This is a genomic window from Candidatus Magnetaquiglobus chichijimensis, from assembly GCF_045865675.1.
In the GTDB taxonomy this organism is placed as follows: Bacteria; Pseudomonadota; Magnetococcia; order Magnetococcales; family Magnetaquicoccaceae; genus Magnetaquiglobus; species Magnetaquiglobus chichijimensis.
On record NZ_BAAFGK010000002.1, the window covers coordinates 569,991 to 594,343 of the forward strand.

The 24,353-nt window shown below is 61.5% G+C and carries 5 protein-coding genes; all 5 read left to right on the plus strand.

All coding sequences use genetic code 11. The features are described from left to right. Nucleotides 1-141: 141 nt before the first annotated feature. The 5 genes from ACOY6C_RS04260 to ACOY6C_RS04280 all read left to right on the plus strand — a co-directional run bounded on the left by ACOY6C_RS04260 (nt 142) and on the right by ACOY6C_RS04280 (nt 24,323). Nucleotides 142-12,879 (plus strand): carboxypeptidase regulatory-like domain-containing protein, encoded by a 12,738-nt coding sequence (locus ACOY6C_RS04260; RefSeq protein ID WP_420904233.1) that lies wholly within the window; start codon nt 142-144, stop codon nt 12,877-12,879. 89 nt (nt 12,880-12,968) lie between these two features. Beyond that, nucleotides 12,969-15,482: a PKD domain-containing protein gene (locus ACOY6C_RS04265; protein ID WP_420904234.1), complete on the plus strand. Its 2,514-nt coding sequence runs from the start codon at nt 12,969-12,971 to the stop codon at nt 15,480-15,482. Nucleotides 15,483-15,566: 84 nt separating this feature from the next. Beyond that, entirely contained in the window at nt 15,567-16,412 is an 846-nt protein-coding gene (locus ACOY6C_RS04270; protein ID WP_420904235.1) for a dockerin type I domain-containing protein, read from the plus strand. Nucleotides 16,413-16,566: 154 nt separating this feature from the next. After that, the gene (locus tag ACOY6C_RS04275; protein ID WP_420904236.1) at nt 16,567-23,268 is read left to right on the plus strand and encodes a beta strand repeat-containing protein; all 6,702 of its coding nucleotides are present in this window, start codon (nt 16,567-16,569) and stop codon (nt 23,266-23,268) included. A 158-nt stretch (nt 23,269-23,426) separates the two neighbouring features. Continuing rightward, on the plus strand, nt 23,427-24,323 hold the full coding sequence (locus tag ACOY6C_RS04280; RefSeq protein WP_420904237.1) for a hypothetical protein: 897 nt from the start codon (nt 23,427-23,429) through the stop codon (nt 24,321-24,323). Nucleotides 24,324-24,353: the final 30 nt, after the last annotated feature.

Sequence of the window (24,353 nt, forward strand, 5' to 3'; positions counted from 1 at the left end):
CGTATGGAGAGCCTACGGTCGGGGGGTGAGGGGCTCCCGGCGTCATGTTGCCGTTTATGGCGGAACACCGGATGCGCGTGAACCGTTCTCCTCGCGAATTATAAGTATCATCAAAAGCCATTCCACTTCAGGAGATGGAACATGGTTGGACAGTGGATCAAACGGAAAATCGTGCTTGCGGCATTGGTGCTGTTCGGGTTGGGATCTCAGCCCTGCGACGCCCAGGCTGCATCGGTGTCCGGTACCCTGGTTGACAAGGCCATTGTCGTGGCGGTGAACGCCAACAACGAAACGATCCAGGCTGTCGAAACCCAGCCAACCGGTCAGGTTTCCCCCGTCATCTGGGGCTTCACGTTGCAAGATTTGCCGGCATCCTCGGACGTCAGCGTGTACGTTTTCATGGATGGCAAGTTCTTTCCCATGATCTTCTCGAATGGAACCAAGGACGCGTTCCAACTGATCGGCAGCACGTCGGCGTTCAACCTCGGCCTGGTCAGCATCGACTGGCTTAATTATGTGGCACATCCGGCCACCGCGCCCATCAGTGGCAATGCCCTGGCCTCGACCTCGGACAAACGGTCCACGATCAATTTTACCAGCATCCAGAATACCGCTCTGAATCCGTTTCCCAACATGGATGTGCCCACGCTCATCCAGTACGGCAACGCCCTGTTCTCCCACGGTTGGTTCGTGGTCGCCGACAAGTTCTATGCCCAGGCCGAGCAGTTGGCATCGACCAACGCTTCGCCCCTCCTGAATCAGGCGCGCGTGCTGCATTCGGTTTCCCAGGTGTTCGCCGTGCTCAACACCGCCCGTTCGGTCGCCAATACCGCCACCACGGACTACGGCAATGGCACGGCCACACTGGGCGATCTTCTGGCCGGGTTTGGTTGCGATCGTCGCCACCTGGGCCTGAGTCTCATGCGTTGCCCCAATCCCCTGCCGGGCACCGCTCCGACCGGGGGGGAGATCAAGGGGTGGCTGAATGCCCATGTCATCCCCAAGGTGTCGGACGCCATCATTCGGATCAGTCAGGTTCCCAACACCCTCACGGCCTTCACGTTCCGCGACCCGGGTGATCCATGGGATGCCGGCACCACGATCGATCATGCCGATGTTTTGGCGATCAAGGGCATTCTGGAAGCGGGGCTTTCCCAACTGCACTGGTTGCAGGCCTACGAATGGGGCGTGGATGTCGATGATTCGCAACACAAGACCATCGAACAGGTCAAGACCGCCAACCCGAATCTCTCCACCCTTGCCGCGAATGCCACCAGCATTCTGGCGGTTTCCAAGAACCATGCGCTCAGCGCGGTCGATGATCTCCTGACCGCCATGACCGCCATCCAGTCCCGCTCGGGCTCCCAGACCAGCAACCTCTTCACCCTGAATGCATCCGAGATCACCAGCGCCACGTCGCGTCTGAACGAGGTCAAATCCTCCCTGTCCGCCTCAACCGGGATCAAGGACGAGTCGGGCAATGTTGGCATGCATCTGAATCTCAGCAAGATCTTTGATGGCATCAGCCTGCGCGCCATGCTGCCGCCGTTTCTTGGCGACGCGTTCGCCGGTCTGTTCCCGGATCCCACCATGGGTGGCGTGTTGCCGGACAATAAATATAATTTTGCCGGTGAAAGCCTGAATCAGGATGTCAACGGGGATGGGATTCCCGATGTTCTGCAATCGGAATTGAAGAATTATGTTCCGACTGCCACCATGACCGTCGATGGGGCAGCCACGGATTGGGCCGATATCAACCCGGTTCTCACCGATCCTTCCAACGATGTCATCGATTACTTGAACGTCGTGCCGTTGGCCGATACCACGCCTTACGGCGCGGCGGATTTTCGCCGATTGTTCATCGCCCAGGACAGCAGCAAGGTCTATCTGCGCATCGAGCGTGCATCCGATGTGATCCCTTCCGGGTTTACCGCGACCTATACGGTGATGTTCACGGCGATCGATACGCCTGTTTATGATGTCACCTACATCTATCTGAGCGGGAACAGCCTCAACTGCTACCACAATTCCCAGACCTTGACTCCGGCCAGTTATGCGATCTCTGGACAGACGGTCGAAATTTCCTGTCCGCTGAGCGTATTCATGAATCTGACCGGTCGCTATCGTGTCGATGTCTATTCAAGCGTGTGGAAGAGTGGCGGGGGGCAGTACTTCGAATACAACGATATGGCCCGTATTGGTTCCCTGACCTTCGGTCCCAAGCCCGCTCTGGCCAGTGGTGGCACGTCCACCCCGCTCTGGGTCTCCTCCACTACGTTGACCCAGACTGTCGGCCAAAGTTCTGCGGTCACCGTCAGCGGTGGCACCACGCCCTATTCTTTCATGATCGATCCGCCCAGTGCCGGCGTGATTTCTCTCTCCGACACCACGGCCACGGGTACGACGATCACCTGTCTGAAGGCCGGAACCTCCACGCTTCGGATTCCGGACAGCGGCGCCGGTGCGCAAGCACAGAGTGGTACGGTCGCGGTGACCTGCAACGCGGCGGCGGTTTCGTTTGCGGTCGATCCGACCTCGTTGAATCTGAATGTCGGCGCGAAAAGCACGTTGGTGTTCAGCGGTGGCAGCGGCTCCTATTCGATCCAGGTCGATAACTCCGGCGTGATCAGTCTGGGTGAGATCACCGGCACCTCCGCCGAGATCTACTGCATGAAGGCGGGAAGCTCCACGGTGGGGGTTTTGGACACGGCCTCGCATACCGCGTCCGTACCGGTCACCTGCAATGCCGTTCCGCCGACCACGGTCTCGTATGATCCGGTCAATCTGACCGTGGGGAGCGGCATGCGGTCGCTCTCCTTCCCGACCGGCACCACGGTGACGGTCTTGACCGGCACGGATGTGATCTCCGGCTCGGCCACGGGGGTGAGTTGTCTGAAGGCGGGAACGGCCACGGTGAGCATCGTCAACGCCAGCGCCAACACCGAGGGGAGCGCCACCGTTCGTTGCGTGGCTCCGGTTGCCGAGATCACCACCACCGACACCGCGCGCTGGGTCTTCCCGACTCCGGACATCACCATGGTGATGCAGGCCCGCTGGATGGCGAACGGCTCTTCGGTCGTCGAGAATTTCCTGGACTATTCGCGCACCGGCGGAACCACCACCCTCAAGGATCGGAACGTGTCGATCCAGTCCACCAGCTGGGGTGAGATCTACTACACCCACGATGCCAACGGCCTGACCATTCACGGCGAGAAGGAGAACACCCTCGGCACGAATGCCAGCACCCGTTACATCCATTACGGTTTGATCACCGCTCCGAATCTGGCGAGTGCCGGCGTGGTTTCCGCGGACCTGGCGGACTCCAACCGCACCACCCCGCCGGCGCGCATGCCGCATGACCTCGCCTCGGGGGTGGTTTCGCCCCAGTATGTGGTGCGCTACGCGCTGGATGAGCAAGGGAACATCATGCCCTCCAGCTGGACCGTGATCAAAACCGAAATCACGGTGACCCCGAACGTCAATCTGCTGGCCTCGGTCCCCCCGACCGAGCGGGCCAACGACACCTATTTCGCCCATTGGCGTGACACGATCACCCATCCGGATCTGTTGAACAAGATCTCCCGCGTGGCCCATGTTCAAATGGTGGAGTCCCGGTACACCGCCATGGGCGTCACGACCCCCTCCAGCCAGTTCACCAGCCACCTCTATCAGGCCCAGGATCTGGGCACGGTCTACGAGGTGACCGCGGCGAACAACGGCGTCTGGAAGGGTGGACTGACCGCGATGACCTCCCTGACCGGTGAGCTGAAATCCTTGTCGGCGCAACGGGTCAAGACCCGCAAGGTGCGCATCGATGCGCCGGTGGGCACGGTTCTGAACAGTGCCTTCGTCTGGACGCGCGGGGATCACACCAGCGGCGCCTTTGCCAGCAATCCGCATGGTCACAATGCCGTATCCCTGATCAACGAGACGCCGGGAACCAACAGCGCCCTGTTCACCCTCTTCAACCGCCTCGATCCGCCGGCGGATGATCAGGTGGAGGTGCTCAACGTTACCTATGGCGCCATGGGTTTCATGCCGAAAACCGTTCCGGTCCAGACCAGCGCCATCACCGACCCGCAGGTTCTGACATTGACCCAGGCCGATCAGCCAGGCCAACCGCTGGTGGCATCCGGCAGCCCGGTACAAACGACGTCGTTCTTCCAGTTTTCCGAAGTCCCGCCGACCATGAGCATGGCGACGGTCACGCTCAGTCCGGTGAATCTGAGCGTGGACGACACCCGCTATCGCGTCTTGAACCTCCCGACCACCTTTGGCACGCCGGTCATTGAGGTGACCTCGGTCTCCACGCCCGACATGATCCTGGGCGATCCGATCAACGGCGTGAAGTGTCTCAAGGAGGGGACCGCCCAGGTCAAGATCACCTTCGGTACCCAGGCCCAAGGCTCCACCACGGTCAACTGCGTGGCTCCGGCCCCGGCGGATACCCTGGTGAGACTGCCGGAGTGGTTGTTCCCGGAGAACACCACCCTGGTCACCAACACCCGCTGGCAGCCGAATGGTACCCCTGTCCGGTACGACGCCAGCTTGCAAGCGAGCCGCGCGCTTGGTGCCGGAACATGGCATGGCCGTGACGTGAAGGTGATGCGCAACGAGGAAGGGGAGGAGTATTACACCCTGGATGAGACCCATGGTCTGGCCTTTCATGGAGAGAAACGGTTCGATCGCGACCGGAACACCATGGAGTCTGCCGTCAACTTCAGCCTGATCAACCCGCCCAACCTGACCACCGGGATCACGGAGGCCGATCTGGCCGAGGCCAATCGCACCGCTCCGGTCACGCTGGTTCCGGGTCTGTTGACGAGCGAGCGTTCCAACACCGTGTACACAGCCCGTTTCGAAGTGGATGCGACCGGGACGCTCAAGCGTGACAAGTGGTCGGTCACCAAGACCGATATTCATGTCAACGGCAACGTCAACCTGTTGTCTCCGGTTCCGCCGTCGGAGTTCTTCTCCACCCCCTCGGATCCATCCACCGTGGACGGGTACTTCACCGGTTGGCGTGATTCGGTCACGGATCCGGAACTTCTGAAAAAATTGACCCATGCCTTGCACGTCAAGGTGATCGAGACCCGCTACGAGGCGTTCGGTACCCAGGGGGTCGCGAATGCCGTCAGCCAGACCAACGACATCTATCTGGTTCAGGGGTTGGGTGTCGTCTATGAGCGCAACAAAGAGAACGATGGGGTCTGGAAAGGGGCCTTGTGGGCCTTCACGGATCCGAATGGGGATTTGCACGCCCTGACCTTGACCGGTGTCACCACCAGGAGCGTCGAGATCGTCGGGCCGGAAGGATCGACCCTGACCGGGGCCTATGTTTCCATGCACGCCCCGCATTTGGATCCCGCGCTCTACAACACGATCCATACCCACAACAACACGGGTTGGTTCAAGGAGGCCAGTGGCAATCGAGTCAAGTTCATCACCTTCAACCGGCTGAACGCGCCGGATAACGACAAGGTGACCCAGTGGAATGTCAGCTATGGCGCGGAAGGTTTCGTGCGCAAGGAGGTTCAGGTGGACGCGGCGTCCACCTATTCGTTCGCGCTCACGGATGCGGATCGGGTCAATCCGACTCCGGCGCCGTTGACCGCCACCCTTTCGTCGCAGAATCTGACCGTCGGTGTTCAAGGTCAGATCGTGGTGAGCGGTGGCACGCCGACCTATCGTTATGAGACGAGTGCCGGCTTCCTTTCGGTGTCCGAGTACACGGCCACGGGTGCCAAATTGAGCTGTTCGGGTGCGGGCAGCGGCACGGTGACGGTTTTCGATGCGGCCAATCAAAGCCTGGTGGTGGAGGTGCTCTGCACCGCGCAGTCGGGTGGTGGCACGAGCCCCCCCCTCACGTTGGAACCGATCAACCTGACGGTTGGCAGCGAAGCCCGCGCGGTGAATGTCCCGAGCGGCGCGGTGCCTGGCATCACGGCGGGTGCGGACGTGATTGAGCTTGCCGAGACGGGCGTGATCTGCAAGAAGGCCGGGACCGCCACGGTCCATGTGACCGTCGGCACGGACCAGGCGACCACCACGGTCACCTGTCTGAATCCGCCGGCCAATCCGGACACCGCGATTTCCATCGTGGATTGGCTCTTCCCGGCAGAGACCACCCTGGTGACCCATGGTCTTTGGCAGCCGAAGTCAACGACCTCGGGCGGCACGCTTGAGTACTCCATGCAGGCTTCCGTCGCCCATGGCACGGCCATGCTCAAGGATCGGGCCGTCTCTGTGGAGCGCAACGGCGATGGGGAGAGCTATTACACCCTGAATGAGCATGGTCTGACCTTCCATGGTGAAAAACGTGTGGATTTCTGGCAGAACCGTACCAGCCGCACCATCCATTTTGGCTTCGTGACCGATCCGGACATCGCGACCGGCATCAGCGCGGCCACATTGGCCCAGGAGAACCTGACCGCGCCCAAGCCCTTCGTCCCCGCCACGGTGACGCAGGCCGGCACGCATACCCACTTTGGCGTCAGTTTCCAGATGGATGCCAACGACCAGATCCTGCCCGACAAGTGGACGGTCACCAAAACCGAAATCACCCTCACGCCGAACGTGAACCTGCTGGCCGCGGTTCCTCCGGTGGAAGCGTTGCGCGACAACGGCTATTTCGCCCACTGGCGCGATTCGATCACCGATGCGGAGTTGTTGCAGAAGGTGATGCATGCCCTGCATGTGAAGATGGTCGAGACCCGTTATCATCCCGGCCAGACGAATCCGGAATCCCAGACCAATCATGTCTTCCTTGGACAAGGTGTGGGTCAACTCTTCGAGCACAACCAGGAGGGCGATGGCCTCTGGTCGGGTGCTTTGCGGGCGATTGTGGACGCCTCTGGCGTTTTGAAATCCCTGACCACGGATCAGGTGGCGATCCGTCAGGTGGATATCGTGGGACCGGAAGGGGTTGAACTGAAAGGTGCTTACGTGCAGGCGCGCGCCGAGCACATGGATACCGTCAAGTACAATCCGCCCCACACCCATCAACTGACGGGTTGGTTCACCAGCAAACCGAACGGGCATACCGCCCGGTTCGCCTTGTTCACCCGTGTCAATCCGCCGGAAAGCGACAAGGTGGAGACCTGGCAGATGAACTACGGCGCCGAGGGCTATGTGCGCAAGCACGAGTCGGTTCCGACCGCCACCATGGGCAATCCGCATACCCTTGCCCTCACCACGTCGGATCAGGGGATTGCCAAGCCGTTCCGCGTCACCTTTGCGGATGGTACGCCGGTTCAGGATGCCGGACTTCAGATTCTGCGCCACGATGGCACGCAGTGCGTCAGTGGTCCGGGCGAGGGCAGCCACTATGATCTGGGTGACGAAGGGGTGGTCACGGTCCCCCTGACGCCCGGCACCCACTGCGTGGGCGTCTGGCCGAACAACGGCTCTGGATCGTTCATGGGGGGCTGGTACGATTCGGCGGCGGTTGTTGGCACGGTCAATGTCAAGGAGCAACTGACCAACTCGGCTTCCTTCACGGTCTCCGTGACCAGTGGCGAACTGGTCCTGGTCGTGGGGAGTGGGGGTGGAACGCCGACTATGGTGACCCTCTCCGGCACCATCACCGATGGCACGAATGGTCTCGGTAATGTCCAGATCCGCGCCAGCTCCACTTCCGGCGGCACCGAGTACACCTTCGTGACCAGCCCGTCCGGCGCCTTCTCCATGACCCTGCCGGTGGGAACCTACTCCTTCAAGTTCAGCTACGAGGGAGGATCCTACAGTGCCGAGGCGTATCTTCAGTCGGTTTCTGAAACCGGCATTCAGTTGAGCGCGGAAGACGATCACGCCATGCCGATCCCGGTTCAGCAGTCGTTGACCCTGCCGGTGATCAAACTGACCTCCGAGTATCAGAGCGGTGGCGGCGGCGGTGACACCGGCGGCACCAAAATCACGGTCTCCGGGACCGTAACCAACAGCAAGGGCGGTCTGAGCGGTATCCAGGTCGAGTTCCAGCCGGATTGGAACAACAATACCGGCTATCTGGAGTGGGTGACGGTCAAGAGCGGCGAGAATGGGGCCTACACGGCTTCGATCAAGCCTGGCAAGTACCGTGTGCAGTTCCGTTCCGAATATTGGGACAACACCCAGCAGAAGATGGTGAAGATTCCGGGGGTTCTGGGATGGGGTGGCTATGCGTCTGGTGACGGCAAGACCAGCGAGATCTGGGATCAGGCCGAGGTGTTTGATTTCACCCAGGCGACGACGCTCAATGCGCTCATGCCGAGTGGCGTGCTCGTCTCCGGCGTGGTGAAGAATGCCGAGAATCAGCCGGTCAGGAATGTCAAGGTCGAGTTGCAACCCGATTGGGAGAGCGCGTCCGATGTCGCCGAGTGGCGCGACGCGATTACCGATCAGGATGGCAAGTATTCGATCTTCGTCAAGAAGGGATCGGTCTACCGGGTCTTCTTCAATACCAACTACTGGAACTGGGAGACCCAGACCCAGGTGAAGCTGCCTGGCCTTGGAGGTTACAGCACCGGTTCCACGGAGAACATCACGGTCAATGGCAACATGGATGCGGCCAAGAAGTATCGCATCGACACGGATACGGTGGTGGATGCCCAACTGTTGGCCTCGTTGTCCATCAAGGGCAAGGTGACCTCGGGAGGAACGACGCCTCTGAACAATATCCCGGTGCGCTTCCAGCCGGAGTTGGATCCGGAGACCAACTCCTACGGCATTTGGGGCGAGGTGCGCACCAACGCGCTGGGTGAGTATGAGTTCTCCGCGCAACCGGGCCGTTATCGGATCGAGGTTCCGAGTTCCACCTGGAGATGGGATCTGACTCCGCCGGTCGAGGAGAAGCTTCCCAATGGCCTGGTTGGCGGTTTCGCCGATGGCGAGGGGCATGTGACGCAGGAGTGGTCGAGCGCCAAGGTGTTCGAGGTCAAGTCCTCCGTCATGGTCAACATGGATCTGGTGACCGGCATGACCCTCTCCGGCAAGGTGGTGCGCAGCGATGGCACTCCGGTCAAGGGTGCCTCGGTGAGCGTCCACACCCACGATTGGAACATCAATTTCAGCAAGAGTACCGGAGAGGACGGCTTCTTCTCGGTGACGGTGATTCCGGGCAAGGAGTACAAGGTGGATGTCTGGCCAGCCTACTGCGAAGGCGCCGCCACGTCGAATCCGGAATGTTCCAACGCGGTCAAGTTCCAGGGCGGCAGTTGGATCACGCCTCCCAAGGCCTCCTGGGTGAGTCGTTGGGTCGAGAGCGAGCATGAATCGCAGCCTCTGGTCAAGGCCAGCACCATCGATGCCACACAGGTATTCTCCCACAACGACATCTCCGGCCAGGAGCCGGGCGTGATACCGGGCATGGTGATGTCGCAATGGGATGAGCACCTGGTCACCAACATCCTGATGGACAAGTCGTTGGTGATCGGCATTCGGGTCGATGCGGGCAAGCCGATTCAGGGCCGGGTGGTGGATGGGCAGGACAACCCGGTTCCTTATGCCTGGGTCAACACCCCGTTTGGTGGCATGTCCACGGATCAGGGTGGGTATTTCACCATGAATCTGCCGTCCGTCAATCTGGAGCAGGGGGTTGATAATACGTTTGATATCAGCATTTATCCCGGCGGTCACGTCGATCAGCAGGGGATGTGGGTGCCGGGCAGCGGCTTCATGGGGGGCGTGGTGACCGGCTCGATGGAGTCTGGTTTCTCGTTGAGCAGCGATTGGCAGCAGGCGGTGCGCTTCGAGAAGGATCTGAATCGTGACGCGGAAGGCGAGGTCGCTTGGCCGCAAACGGATATCGGCCATGATCTCAAGGGTCTGCTCGTCAAGGTGAGCAAGGGTATCGAGATCAAGGGTACGGTCACGGGCAATGGTCAACCATTGGCCAACATTTGGGTGAATGCCTGGTCGCACGAGGCGCATCAGGGGGGTGGTCAGTCCACGGATTCCAGCGGTCATTATGTCATGCTGGTTCCGAATCCAGCTCCGGGTCAAACCGTCTGGTATGAGGTCAATTTGTGGAACGAGCAGTATCTGCCGCCGGAACCGGTTCTGGTGCGGGTGCAGGCCGCAGGTGTGACGGGGGTCTTTGAGCGCGCCAAGGACAAGTACATCGAGGATGAGGATGGTTTCTATCGTCCGGCGCCGGGTCAGGCGATCGGTGAGGAGAAGCCGGACGGCACCGCGATCGTGGATTTCAATCTGACCAGCGGCAACACGATTTCCGGACGTGTGACGGATGCCCAGAACAACGGCATGTCCTGGACGTGGGTGGATGTTCACACGAAGGACGGCGGCAAATGGTATGGGGCGAACACCGACGAGAACGGCAACTACCGGGTGACGGTGGCGCCGGCGAACGACTACATTGCGGTGGTGTGGGGATGGAGCGGTCAATACCGGACCACGTATTACAAGAATGTCGGCAAGGAGGATGCGGCGACGCTGATCGACGTGTCGAACGGCAATCGGGAGGGTGTGGACATTCAGATGAACTCGGGCGCCAAGATCAGCGGGACGATCAAGGGTCTGACGAGCGGAGTGAAGCTGTGGCTGAACGTCTGGTCGGAGAGCGAGGGGTCGTGGGGCGGCAAGGAGGTGGTCGGGACGGGCCAGGATGTGAGCTATGAGGTGACGGGTCTGGCCCCTGCGAAGGATTACCGTCTGGATTGGCGCTCGGAGAGCGACGAGGTTCCTGCCGGGTATTATGGCGGTGTGGTCGGGGGCGAGGTATCGGGTCCGAAGAGTTGGGAGAAGGCGACCCTGATCAGCACGTTGAACGGCAATGTGGTGGGTGTTGGGATCGATCTGACCAGGATTCAGACCAAGACCCTGCATGTGAAGGTGGACGGCATACCGGCTGGGACGAAAGCGGTGGACGTGAACCTCTGGTCCGAGAAGCTGGAGAGTGGTCGCTGGAAACAGACGAAGGTGAATGCCGGTCAGACCGAGGTGAGCGTGGATGTGAAGGGTCTGGAGTCGAGCGACGACTATCGGTTGTTCATCGGTGGCCCGGATGCGCTGTTCAAGGTGGGGAATTTCAAGGGGGAGGTGAGCGGGAGCGGATATCCGGCGACGGGTGGCAGTGTGGTGGGTTGGGATCGTGCCACATTGATCGACATGTCGGCGGAGAGGTATGTGCATGTTTCGCTGGGAAGCGGTCGCAAGCTGACGGTTGTCGTGAGCGGGTTGCCGAATGGGGAGAAGGCGTGGGTGGATGCGTTTTCGGAATCCACCTGGTCGTGGGGTGGCGCGGAGTTGATTTCGACGAGCGATACGGCGTCCGGTCAGGTGGAGATCAAGGGATTGGAGGAGGCCGGGGATTACCGGATTTCGATCTGGGGCGCGAAGATTCGCGGCGGCTCCTATGCCGGCGAGAACGCGGAACCGGATACCTGGGACAAGGCCAAACTGGTGAGCGTTTCGGGTCAGGATGCGACGGTCAACATGCGCGTGTCGAGCGGTCGGAGCATCGCCGGTCAGGTGAGCGGTTTGCAGAAAGGTCAGTGGGGCTGGGTGGATGCGTGGTCGTCTGGCAGTTACTCGTGGAGCGGGAATTCGGTGCAGGCCGGCGGCACGGGGACGGACGGGTATACGCTCGGTGGTCTGGGTCAGGCGTCGGACTTCCGGGTGAGTTTTCTGTCGGAAGGGTATGTGCCCAGGTATGTGGAAGGGGTGGATACCACGAACGGGAATGTGAGTGGAGTGAACTTTGCGGCCTCGACGGGCGGCTCGATCAGCGGATCGATCCGCGGGTTGAAGGCCTACGAGTGGGCGCGCGTGGATGCCTGGTCGCCGGCGACGGGAGCGTTTGTGGTGGGTGGCGCGACGGCGGATGGCAGTGGCGCGGCGACGTATCGCCTGACCGGGTTGCCGGATGGGAGCGATTATGTGATCGGGTTGTGGCGTGGCATGCAGGGTCTGTTCTACACGACGAACGGTGTGACGGTGTCGTGGGATAGGCATAGCCCGGTGACCGTGAGTTCGGGCGGTGCGGTGAGCGGGATCGACTTTGACCTGAGCAATGCGGCCAATCTGTTTTTCACCCTTTCGGGCGCGGTGAGCGGCGTGGGTGAGACGCAGGTGGTGGAGATCAACGCCTGGTCTTCGACGGGTGGTGGTCGGACGAGCGTGACCGGGAACGGCACGTACAAGCTGGAAGGCCTGTCGGCAGGGACCTATACGGTGGAGGTGATGTCGCCTGGTTATGTAACGAAGCGGACCAGGAGCGTGACGGTGGCGAGTGGTGCGGTCACGGAGGCGGCGTGGACGTATGGGTGGAACGACGTGAATGGCGTGTCGTTGCAGGGGAACACCACGGGCCTGAACGTGGCGATGGAGAGCGGTCGTGCGATCACCGGGACGGTGAAGGTAGGATCGACGTCGGTTTCGGGAGCGTGGGTGAACGCCTGGTCGGAGGGATTGGCGACCGGCGGGGGGGCGGTGACGGATGCGGCAGGGAAGTACGCGATCAAGGGTCTGCCCGCCGGGACGTATCGTGTGGATGTGTGGACCACGGAAGGGACGGTGGGCGACACGGTGACGGTGGGTGCGGATGCGGATCAGGTGAAGGATCTGTCCGTGGTGAAGTCGGCGGGGATCATTCGCGGCAAGGTGACGAGTGACGGTACGACGGCATCGGTGAAGGCGCTGGTGTTGGCGTATGATGCCAGCGGCGTGGAGCGGGATCGGGCGGTGAGCGACAGCGGCGGGGATTACAGGCTGGAGGGTCTGGAACCCAACCAGAGCTACACGCTCAAGGTGTTTGCCGCCACGAACGGCAACTGGAGCACCACGGGTAGCGGCTATGCCACCTCCTGCGCGGTGACGGCCATCTCGGGCGATGGCACGACGCAGAATCTGACCCTGGGTACGGCGCCGCAGTGCGTGCCATGAGAAGGGTTGCAAGAAAGTTTTGACCCGACGATCTCCCCTCCCGGTACAGGGAGGGGAGTTTTGCCATATCAATACATCAGGATGGGACCATGAAGCGTAATCATTCCTTTCAGGTACTGTGGATCGTGATGGTGTGGATCTGCTCGACTCTCAGCGCGTCGGCAACCATCACGACAGGGGCAACGAATGTGGTCAGCTCGACGCATACGGTCTCCCAGTCATCGACCGCGACCACGATGACCTTTACCTGGACCAAGGCGGTATCCAGTTTCGGGACAAGCGCAAACATTCGTTACGAGTATGTCCTGACCACGGATACCGGGGGGGACAATGCCACCACGTTTCAAGGGTACCTCGACACGGCCAGTGAAACCGCTCTTTTGAAGCGTGGCACCCTGACCAACGCCACGACGGTCAGCTTTTCTTCGTTGTCGGACGGCAGTTTTTATTTTTATCTGCGCGCGGTGGATGACTCGGGGGTGGTGGGCACATCCATCGGCAAGAGCGGCCCCTACATCATCAACACCTTGCCGACCCTGGATTCGTCCACGCCGATCACCCCGGCCTCGGGCGCGCACCAGTCGGCGATTTCGGTGACCATCAACGGTGGCAACTTTCTGAGTGGCGCCACGGTGCAACTGGTCAACGGCAAGCGCACCTCGGGCAGTTCGACCATCAACCTCTCCACGGTGACCTTGACCAACGTGGTTCTGGGCAGTGCCACCCAGTTGACGGCCACGGTTCCGGCCAGCACGGCGCCTGGAGTGTATGACATTCAGGTCACCAATCCGAACACCAAATCGGCTTCGGCGGTGGGCAAGTACACCTCGACCAACACCTTGCCGGTGGCGGTGCCGGGAAGTGCCGCGACGGTCAACCTGGATACCAGCGGTTCGGTTTCCGTGAGCCTTTCGGGCAGCGGCACGGACGCGGATTTGGACACGATTGCCACCTACACCTGGACCTTGACCAGCATGCCGACCGGCGCCACCATCACGAGTGGCGGCGCGGCGATGGCGGCCAACTCCACCTTGACGGGTGCCAGCCAGACCGTGGTGATTCGGACGCAAGGTCAATATGTCTTTTCGCTGGTGGTGAACGACGGGTATGACAGCAGCGCGGCGGTGACCAAAACGGTCACGGTGAATGCGGCGGCTGGCACCAATACCGCGCCGGTGGCCAATCCAGGCAGCGACAGTACGGTGGCTCCGGGCACCGAGGTGACGCTGAACGGCGGCAACTCCTCGGATGTGGACGGCAATGCCCTCACCTATACCTGGAACCTGACCAGCAAGCCGAGTGGTTCGGCGTTGTCCACCGGCACCACCTCGATCACCAAATCCACCACCAACCCGGCTCTGGCCACCTTCACCCCGGACAAGAAGGGGGCGTATGTGGTGAGTCTGGTGGTCAACGACGGGACGGTGGATTCGGCGGCCAAGAGTGTCACCGTGACCGCCAACACCGCGCCGGTGGCCAATGCCGGCAGTGCCCAGACCGTGGCCGTCGGCGCGACGGTGACCCTGGATGGCAGCGGTTCCACGGATGCCGACAGCGATACCATGACCTATACCTGGACCCAGACCAGTCCGACCACGCCGGTGGTGACCCTTTCGAGCGCAACGGTCCAAAAACCGACCTTCACCCCGACCGCGAGCGGCAGTTACATCTTCCGCCTGGTGGTCAACGATGGCACCCAGAACAGCACCAACACTTCGACCGTGACCATCACCGTACACAACAAGCCGGTGGCCAGCGTGGCCGCATCGCAAATCTTCGCGGCTCCGGGAAGCACGGTGACGCTGGATGGCTCGACCTCGACGGTCGGGGCCACGGGTGGCACCTTGACCTATGCCTGGACTCAGACCTCGGGTCCCTCCACGGTCACGCTCTCCTCGACCTCCGTGCCCAAGCCGACCTTCACCGCGCCCACGACCCTTGGTACCTGGATTTTCAGCCTGACGGTGAACGATGGCTACAACGCCAGCGCCACGCCGGCCACGGTGACGGTGGTCACCAACAACAAGCCGGTGGTCAATGCGGGATCGGCCAAGACCGTCACCACGGCGGGGACGATCTCCTTGTCCGGCACGGCCACCGATGCCGATTCCCACACCATGACCTATGCCTGGACCGTGGTGAGTCAACCGACCGGTTCGAGCATCACCTTGAGCAACGCCACCACCTTGACCCCTTCGTTCACGCCGTCGGTGAGTGGTCAATACACATTCAGGTTGACGGTTTCGGATGGCAAGGAGAGCGTGACCTCCGATGTGACGGTGACCTACAGCACCATGCCTCTGGATGTGGACCGGGATGGCAGTGTCACGGCCACGGATGGTTTGTTGATTCAGCGGCGTCTGACCGGTGGTGACATCATCATCGATGGCGTGGGGTTGCCGTCGGATCAGAACGACACGATCCGTGGCCGGATTGATGCCTTGGGAACGTTGCTGGATGTGGATCAGAATGGCAGTGTGGGTGCCACGGATGGCTTGCTGATTCAACGGCGTCTGACGGGTGGTGATATCATTATTGACGGCGTGGGTCTGCCGACCGATCAGAATGATACGATCCGTGCGAGAATTGACGCCTTGAAATGATAATTGATTTTCATGAGCGGGACGTTCATTATGTGTCGATGGAGGCGGGGAGTCGTCAGTCTTGGTCCATGGATGGTCTCTGTCTTGGCTCTGTTTCATCCCATGCCGGATGTTCTGGCCGCGAGCGGTGAACAGGTTCTCGCGCCAACCGTGGTGAGTCAGGCGGTTCAGGCGGGTGAGAATGTGGTGCTGACGATCCGTTACGCGACCGGCAACGGATCCGATGCCCGAACGAGCGGATTGGGCGTGGGGGTCCATTACGATGCCAATCGGTTGGTTTTTACCGGCTTTTCGGATGTCTATCAGGATCTCCAGACCCTGAGTGGCAACAGCGCGGCGGCTCTGATCGGTCGCGATTCCGTGCCGCGGGTTGATGAAGAGGATCGCGATCGCGATTCCACGACGAACCGAATGGTTGGTTTGGCTTGGGTGGGATTGGATGGACGCTGGCCGGATCAGGGCGTGACCTTACCCATGGAGTTGTTCAAGGTCCATTTTCGGGTCTCCGCAGGAGCCCAGGGGACGACGACGGTGCGTCTTTCCAGTCTGGGTACGGCCAATGGTTATGATTTGACGGCGACCTCCGCCGAGGTGAGCGCCACGCCTTCGGCGTATGTGGTCTTGGATGTGGATCACAGTGGCCGTGTGGATGCCACGGATGGCTTGTTGATTCAGCGTCGCTTGACTGGCGCGGATCTCATCGATTCGGATGTACGGTTGCCAACCGGTGAGACTAATCGTTCGGTTGTCGAACGGGTCGATGAGTTGCGGGTTTATCTGGATGTGGACCGAAGCGGGCAAGTGGATGCCACGGATGGATTGCTGATGGTACGGCGTTTGAATGGCGCGGATATCCTGGATTCCGGGCTTTTGCTTTCAGATCCTCAGAGCAATGCCACGGTGATCTCCCATATTGACGTCTTGAAATAGCGTGATGTCTGATGTGGAAGGTGGGCGTGGTTGACTGATTCTGAGACGAGATGGGGGTTGTTTGACGTTGAGATGTTACGCTTTGATATCATTTTGATCTCTTTTCCAATCATGTTTAAGTGAGGTATTTGCCATGTTTCCATGGTTGCATACGATGCAAGAGGGCAGGATCCGTCATGGTTTGATCGCGGTTTTCCGCGCGTTTATCGTGGCGGTTCTGATGCTGTTCAGTGGCCAGGTTTGGGCGGCCACGGGTGGCCAGTTGTTGGTGACGAGCAGTACGGATACCGCGGCCCCGGGCTCTTTTGTGGATGTGACGGTGGCGGTATCCGCCAATGCGGATGGCACGACCAAGATCAACACGGCGGGCGTGATTGTGCAGTGGGACCATCGAATTTTCGCGTTGGACGCGGGGAGCGTGGGAACCTCTGGGGATAATGATCCGCACAAAACCAAATATCTGGAAGCCTATACAGATAATGAGGGGGTTGATCGTACCAGACTGATCAACAATGAGAACAGCCGGATCACCATGATTGCCAACACGGGTGGCACGGACTCGATGGTTTCGGGCATTTCCGAACAGAGTGTCAGTGGCGAGACGCTGTTTGGGGTCAGCAACCAGGCCTTTATCAACTACACGCGCCTGACCTCCATGTACCAGGCCAATGCGGTCATCAACAATTACAAGATCATGACCCTGAGATTGGTGGTCAAGAGTGGCGCGACGGCGGGTTCTTCGTCGATCAAGGCTTGGTTCAAGGCGGTTTCGGACAACAAGTCATCGACGGTCAGTTCCTACACCGAGGGAACCGCGCCGGTCACGGTGGTGTTGCCCACCATGGATGCGGACACGAATGGTACGACGCGCACCGGGACGGTCAACACGGCGGTCTCTCCGGTGCTGGGAGTTTATCTGCATACCATCGACACGCCGAACGCGAATGTGGATGTGACCTTCACGGCGGATGCGGGCGGTAATTTCGCGGGTGGCACGGCAGTCGGTGGCAAGAGCACCATCACCGTCAAGAGCGGTTCGAATGGCATCGCCACGGCTCCGGCCTTCACGTTGCCGCAGACGGCGGGAGTCTACACGGTCACCGCTTCGGCCACCGGGTATACTTCCAAGACCTTTACCCTGACCGCCACGGCTGGCGCGGCGGCGAGCCTTGCCGCGGACTCCGGCACCGGTCAGAGCGGCACGGTGGACACCAACCTGGCCAATCCGTTCGGTGTGATCGCCAAGGATGCCTACAACAACGTGGTTTCGGGCGCCACGGTGACCTTCGCGGTTGCCGGCGGTGGCGGTTCACTCAGCTCGACCACGGCGAACACCAATTCCAGCGGTATCGCCACCTCCACCCTGAAACTGGGTCAGACGGCGGGTGTCAACTCGGTGACCGCCTCGGTCGCGGGCGTTGCCAATCCGGTCACCTTCACGGCCACCGGCAACGCGGGCGCGGCGACCCAGGTTGTTCTGGGGGCCTCGTCGTCCACGGTGAGCGCCACGTCGGCCAACCAGGTGACCTTGACCGGTACGCTCAAGGATTCGTTTGGGAACACGGTGACCTCGGATAACACGACGGTGGTCACCTTCGTGTTGGATTCCACCAGCTATGGCACATTGACGTCGGCCACGGCGACAGCCGGTTCCGGTGTTGCCACGACCACGTTGAACACGGTTGCACAGCCCCAGGGCACCACCAGCCTGGTGATCTCGGTGGACGCCTCCACGCCGACCATTCTGGCGAGCAGCGTGACCAATCTGCCGATCACCCTGGCCTACAACGTGATGACCAAGAATGCGGCGGGGGATACCCAGACCGGCACCGTGAACACGGCGCTGACCAACGCGATGAGCGTGACGTTGACCACGGGTGGCGCGGCGATCACGACGCAGCAGGAGGTGACTTTCACGGCCTCGGCAGGCAAGTTTGCCAACGGGACCGACACCACCAAGGTGACCACGGTGAATGGCGTGGCCACGGCCACGACCTTCACGCTGGGGACCACGGCGGGCACCCAGACGATCACCGTTTCGGCTTCCGGCTTCCCGTCGGTGACCTTCACCCAGACCGCGAATGCGGGCGCGGCGGCGAGCCTTGCCGCGGACTCCGGCACCGGTCAAAGCGGCACGGTGGACACCAACCTGGCCAATCCGTTTGGTGTGATCGCCAAGGATGCCTACAACAATGTGGTTTCGGGCGCCACGGTGACCTTCGCGGTTGCCGGCGGTGGCGGTTCGCTCAGCTCGACCACGGCGAACACCAACTCCAGCGGTATCGCCACCTCCACCCTGAAACTGGGTCAGACGGCGGGTGTCAACTCGGTGACCGCCTCGGTCGCGGGCGTTGCCAATCCGGTCACCTTCACGGCCACCGGCAACGCGGGCGCGGCGACCCAGGTTGTTCTGGGGGCCTCGTCGTCCACGGTGAGCGCCACGTCGGCCAACCAGGTGACCTTGACCGGTACGCTCAAGGATTCGTTTGGGAACACGGTGACCTCGGATAACACGACGGTGGTCACCTTCGTGTTGGATTCCACCAGCTATGGCACATTGACGTCGGCCACGGCGACAGCCGGTTCCGGTGTTGCCACGACCACGTTGAACACGGTTGCACAGCCCCAGGGCACCACCAGCCTGGTGATCTCGGTGGACGCCTCCACGCCGACCATTCTGGCGAGCAGCGTGACCAATCTGCCGATCACCCTGGCCTACAACGTGATGACCAAGAACGCGGCGGGGGATACCCAGACCGGCACCGTGAACACGGCGCTGACCAACGCGATGAGCGTGACGTTGACCACGGGTGGCGCGGCGATCACGACGCAGCAGGAGGTGACTTTCACGGCCTCGGCAGGCAAGTTTGCCAACGGGACCGACACCACCAAGGTGACCACGGTGAATGGCGTGGCCACGGCCACGACCTTTACGCTCGGGACCACGGCGGGCACCCAGACGATCACCGTTTCGGCTTCCGGCTTCCCGTCGGTGACCTTCACCCAGACCGCGAATGCGGGCGCGGCGGCGAGCCTTGCCGCGGACTCCGGCACCGGTCAAAGCGGCACGGTGGACACCAACCTGGCCAATCCGTTTGGTGTGATCGCCAAGGATGCCTACAACAATGTGGTTTCGGGCGCCACGGTGACCTTCGCGGTTGCCGGCGGTGGCGGTTCGCTCAGCTCGACCACGGCGAACACCAACTCCAGCGGTATCGCCACCTCCACCCTGAAACTGGGTCGGACGGCGGGTGTCAACTCGGTGACCGCCTCGGTCGCGGGCGTTGCCAATCCGGTCACCTTCACGGCCACCGGCACCCATGCCACGCCGACCAAGTTGATCATCGGTCTGTCGTCCACGCAGTCCGGCGCGGGTAGCGCGGCCCTCACCATGAGTGCGGTCAACCAGAATACGGTGCATGTGTCCGGCACGTTGAAGGATCAGTTCGACAACGTGGCGACCAGTGCGACGAATGCCGTGACCTTCAGCCTGGATGCGACCACCTACGGCACCCTGACGACGACTACGGCGGTGACCCCGACCAATGGCGTGGCCATGACCACCCTGACCACCGTTGCCCAGGATGTCTCTTCCACGGCGACGCGGACGATCGATGTGAACGGTGCCGCCACTGGTCTTGCGGTCACCAAGGCCACCTTGACCCTGGCGCCCTTCTCGGTCAATCCGAACAGCGCCACGCTGGTGATCGGGGACACCAGGCTCTTCGAGGTGGTGGGTACCTCTTCGACCACCCCGAGCTGGGCCAACAGCAACACGACCGCCGGTTCCCTGAGCGCGGCATCTGGCAACAGTTCCACCTACACGGCGCTTGCCGCGACCGGTGCCACGCCGGCCACGTTGACCGTGACCGGGAATGTGGGCGGCACCCAGGTGGCACCCACCGCGAGCGTCACCATTTATGCCCCGGTCGCGACCTCCAAGAGCACCGCCTCGGCGCTGTTGGTGAGCAAGACCGACAACTCGCTGATCATCACCGGTGGCAACGGCAGCTACACCTGCACCAGCAGCGATACCGCCGTGGCCACGGTCGCGGCCCAGGCCACCAACAGCATCTGTGCCATCACCACCCTCAAGACCGGGACCTTCACCGTCACGGTCAAGGACACGGCCACCTACAACGGCAAGACCGGTGCGGGTGCCGATCGGACCGAGAATGCCGTCACCACGGCGACCATCGAGGTGGTGGATCCGATCACGGTGACCGGATTGCCGGGCAAGATTCTGTATCTGGATACGGTCACCACCACCGGCGGACGCAATACCGCCAAGCTGGTTCCGGTGGGTGGTGGCAGCGGCGCGACCTACTCCTTCACCTCGGCGGATGCCGCCAAGGTGAGCGTGGACAGCGCGGGCAATGTCACGGGTCTTGGCGTCACCGATGGTGTCAAGGTGACCATCAAGAGCAACAAGTACACGGAAATCGCCACGGATGTGACCGTGATCGTGAAATCCGCGCTCTCCTTCAAGGATACCGCCGCGACGGAGATCGATGTCACCAAGGCTCAAACCACCACGAGTGGGGGTGCGGCCTTGCGCTTCGCGGTTTCCGGTGGCGCGGGCAATTTGTCGGTGACGGTCAAGGGACCGTGGTATGGGACCTCCTCCGAAACCCTGACCGCCACCAACGGGGTCTACACCTTCAACGCGCCGACGACCGGAGCCTTTGCCGGCGTCTACACCGTGACCGTGACCGATCCGGACTCCGGATGGATCAAGGAGATGACCGTCAACGTGCCCTACAAGGTGGCGATCTCCGCGCGTGCCATGCTCTCCTCGGATCTGAACCAATCCGTTTCGGTGACCGGTGGCAAGTTGGGTGATCAGTTCAAGCTGACGGTGGTGGATGGTGCTGGTGTTGCCGATACCACGGTGAAGATCGCCGGTCTGCTGGCCACCAAGGGGCAGGGGACCGCGACCAACAGCCTGACCGCAACTGCGGTCGCCGGTACCGGCACCGAACCGGCCAGCGCCGCCATCGTGCCCGCGTCCGGTTTGACCAAGGTGACCAGCTTCAAGGTCAAGGCCGTGGCGTTGGTCGAGAATGTTGAATCCACCGTGGCCTGGGCCACGGCCACTTCGGAGTCGGCGGCCATCGTGCCGGTCTCCAGCTACACCCTGACCGTGACCGATGGTTCCAACGTCGCCTTGAACGGTGCCACGATCGCCTTGCGCGACAAGACGACGTTGAAGACCGAGTTCAACATGGATTGGGTGAATCAGACCACGGGCACCGATGGTAAGGCGACCTTCTCCTTGCCGGTGGGCGGCAAGTATGCGTTCGATGTCACGCCGGCCAACGCCACGACCCACCTGACCAACAGCATCACGCTGGAGAGCACGCAGACCACCGGTACGGTGGTGCTGCGGGCGATCGGCAAGCCGATCAAGTTCAGGGGCGCTCTGTCGGGTGAGACCGCCGCCACTTTGACGGACATCTCCGTCTCGGTGTTGGATTCGACCGGCAAGCGCGTGTTCGGGACCGCCGCCGTGGCGGCGGGGGTTGCGAACACCACGTACAGCTATGTCGTCTCCGTGGACAGCGCGACCTTGACCCCGGATCGTCTGGTGATCGCGGCCAAGGATATGGTTTCCGACGTGCGCAGCGTGAAGACGGTGGATCTGACCAGCGCCAACGGCTTCACGGTCACCTGTGTCGATGGCCTGGGTGCCACGCAGACGCTTGAGACCATGAGCGCCTGTCTGGCGGTTTCCGGGAATACCTGGCAGGTCAACGTGGCGGCGATTCAGTTGAAGAGTCCGCCCACGGTTGGCGTGGTGACCGGGGATACCAGCAAATTGGTCGTGGGATCGACGACGTTTGCCTTGCCGACCACGGGCGGTGTTCAGGAGACTCTGGACAGCACCTTGAGCGGCACGGGGGTGCAGACCGCGAGCCTGGTGACGGCGGTGCCGACCTTCATCGCCATCAGCGACAAGACCGATACGCCGGAATTCAAGGACATCGCCTTGACGACCAGCGAGTCGGCGGTGATCAAGGAGGTGGGTATCGCGATTCCGGCCAACGCTTTCAAGAGCGCGGACGTGGCCAATGTGGTGACCAAGGTGAATGCGGTCAAGCTGGATAACGCCGCCACCGATGCCCTGACCGGTGGTGAGGTTCTCGAGATCAAGATGTTCGCCAGCGACAAGAGTGGCAACGTTCTTTCGACCGCTTCGGGTAACACCATTATCGACAGCTCGGTGGGTATTCCCATCGAGGTGCCGGTGAGCAAGAAGGTGGTCGAGCAGAAGATGGTTGCCGGTGAGTCCATCTGTGACGCGGCGGTGAAGGCGCGCATGGAGAGCGGCTATGTCTTCAAGATCGCCAATACCCTGGCCGATCTGAATGCCGGGACCAAGGTCGAGTCGTTGCCGTTCACCTTCAACTGCAACAACGGTGGCACGCCGTCGATCACCGTGAAGATGCCTCACTTCTCCGTGGGCGCGCCCGCCACCGTTTCCACGAGTGGTGGCGGTGGTGGCGGCGGTGGTGGCTGCTTCATCGCCACGGCGGCCTATGGTTCTTACGAGGAGCCGCATGTCCAGCTCCTGCGTGAGTTCCGCGACCGTTACCTGCTGACCAACGCCCTGGGCGGCTGGTTCGTGGAGCAGTACTACAACCACAGCCCGGTGGCGGCGGATTGGCTGCGTGAGCATGATGCGGTCAAGCCGGTGGTGCGGGTGCTGCTGCTGCCCTTGATCGGCATGAGCTGGCTGCTGTTGACCGGTTCCATGCCGGCGGCCCTGGGGTTGATGCTGCTGATCGCCGTGCCGGTGGCCCTGGTCGGCTGGCGGCGGCGGTCGCTGGTCAAGGTGAGCGGCGGACTGGTCTGACAACGCGGGAGCGGGTCGTGTATTCGACCGTGGAACGCCCTGGTGTGGGGGTTCCACGGTCGGGAGGTGCGTGGGGGATCTTCCCGTCATGGCCGTCACGATCCGCTCCTTTTTTTCAAGCCATTGTGATCACGAATCGGCAACCGATCCGGTCGAGCATGACTCCAACCTCGTTGAACCATCTGGGCGCGCGTGTCGCGCCCTTTTTGATGGCCGCCTGTCTGGGACTGGAACTCGCCCGTCTCTCCTGGCTGGCCGTTCCGGAACCCCAGGCGCTCGTCCAGGCGTTTCCATCCCAGTCCGGGAAGAGCGTTTCGGTTCCGAATCGCGCGGTTTCCGGGACCACGTTGCTGGAAGGGATGCGCGCGTTCAATCCCTGGGAGACGGTGATCGTCGAGAAGGAGAAACCCGTCGCCCCCCCGCCACCGGTGGTCAGGGAGGAGGTGGTGGAGTCGAAGCTGGAGCTGAATCTGATCGGCTGCATGATCCTGCCGCAGCTCTCCTGGGCGGTTCTGACCCGCAAGAAGGATCCGAACAATCAGTTGGTGTTGCAGGTCGGCGAGGAGGTGGATGGGGCGTTTCTGAAGAAGATCGAGCGCAACGCCGTCTACTTCGACAATCGGGGACGGACCGAACGGATCGTCATGCTCGACGGCATCAAGCCGCCGGAGCTGGCTGGGGCGCGTCCTGCCGCCGAGAGGAGTGTTCAGGCCTCACCGTCCACCGCAACCCTGGGCACGATCGCCAGACAGGAGTATGATGCCCTGGTGGGCAAGGGTATGGGGCTTCTGGCGGGCGTGAACGTCACCCCGTATTATCAGGGGAACGACTCCGTTGGTTATCGGGTGAAGTTCGCCGATACCAAGACCGAGTTCATCCGGTTCGGGTTGGCCAGCGATGACGTGATCCGCCAGATCAACGGCATTTCGGTCACCGATGCCCAGAAGATGGGGCAGTTGGCCGGTCAGCTCAAGGGGTTGTCCACGATTCGGATCGATCTGATCCGTGACAACCAACCCAAGACGCTCGAATGGACCATTGGCGATGGATCGTGAAGGCGATCCACTCTTCAGGATTTGGGAAGC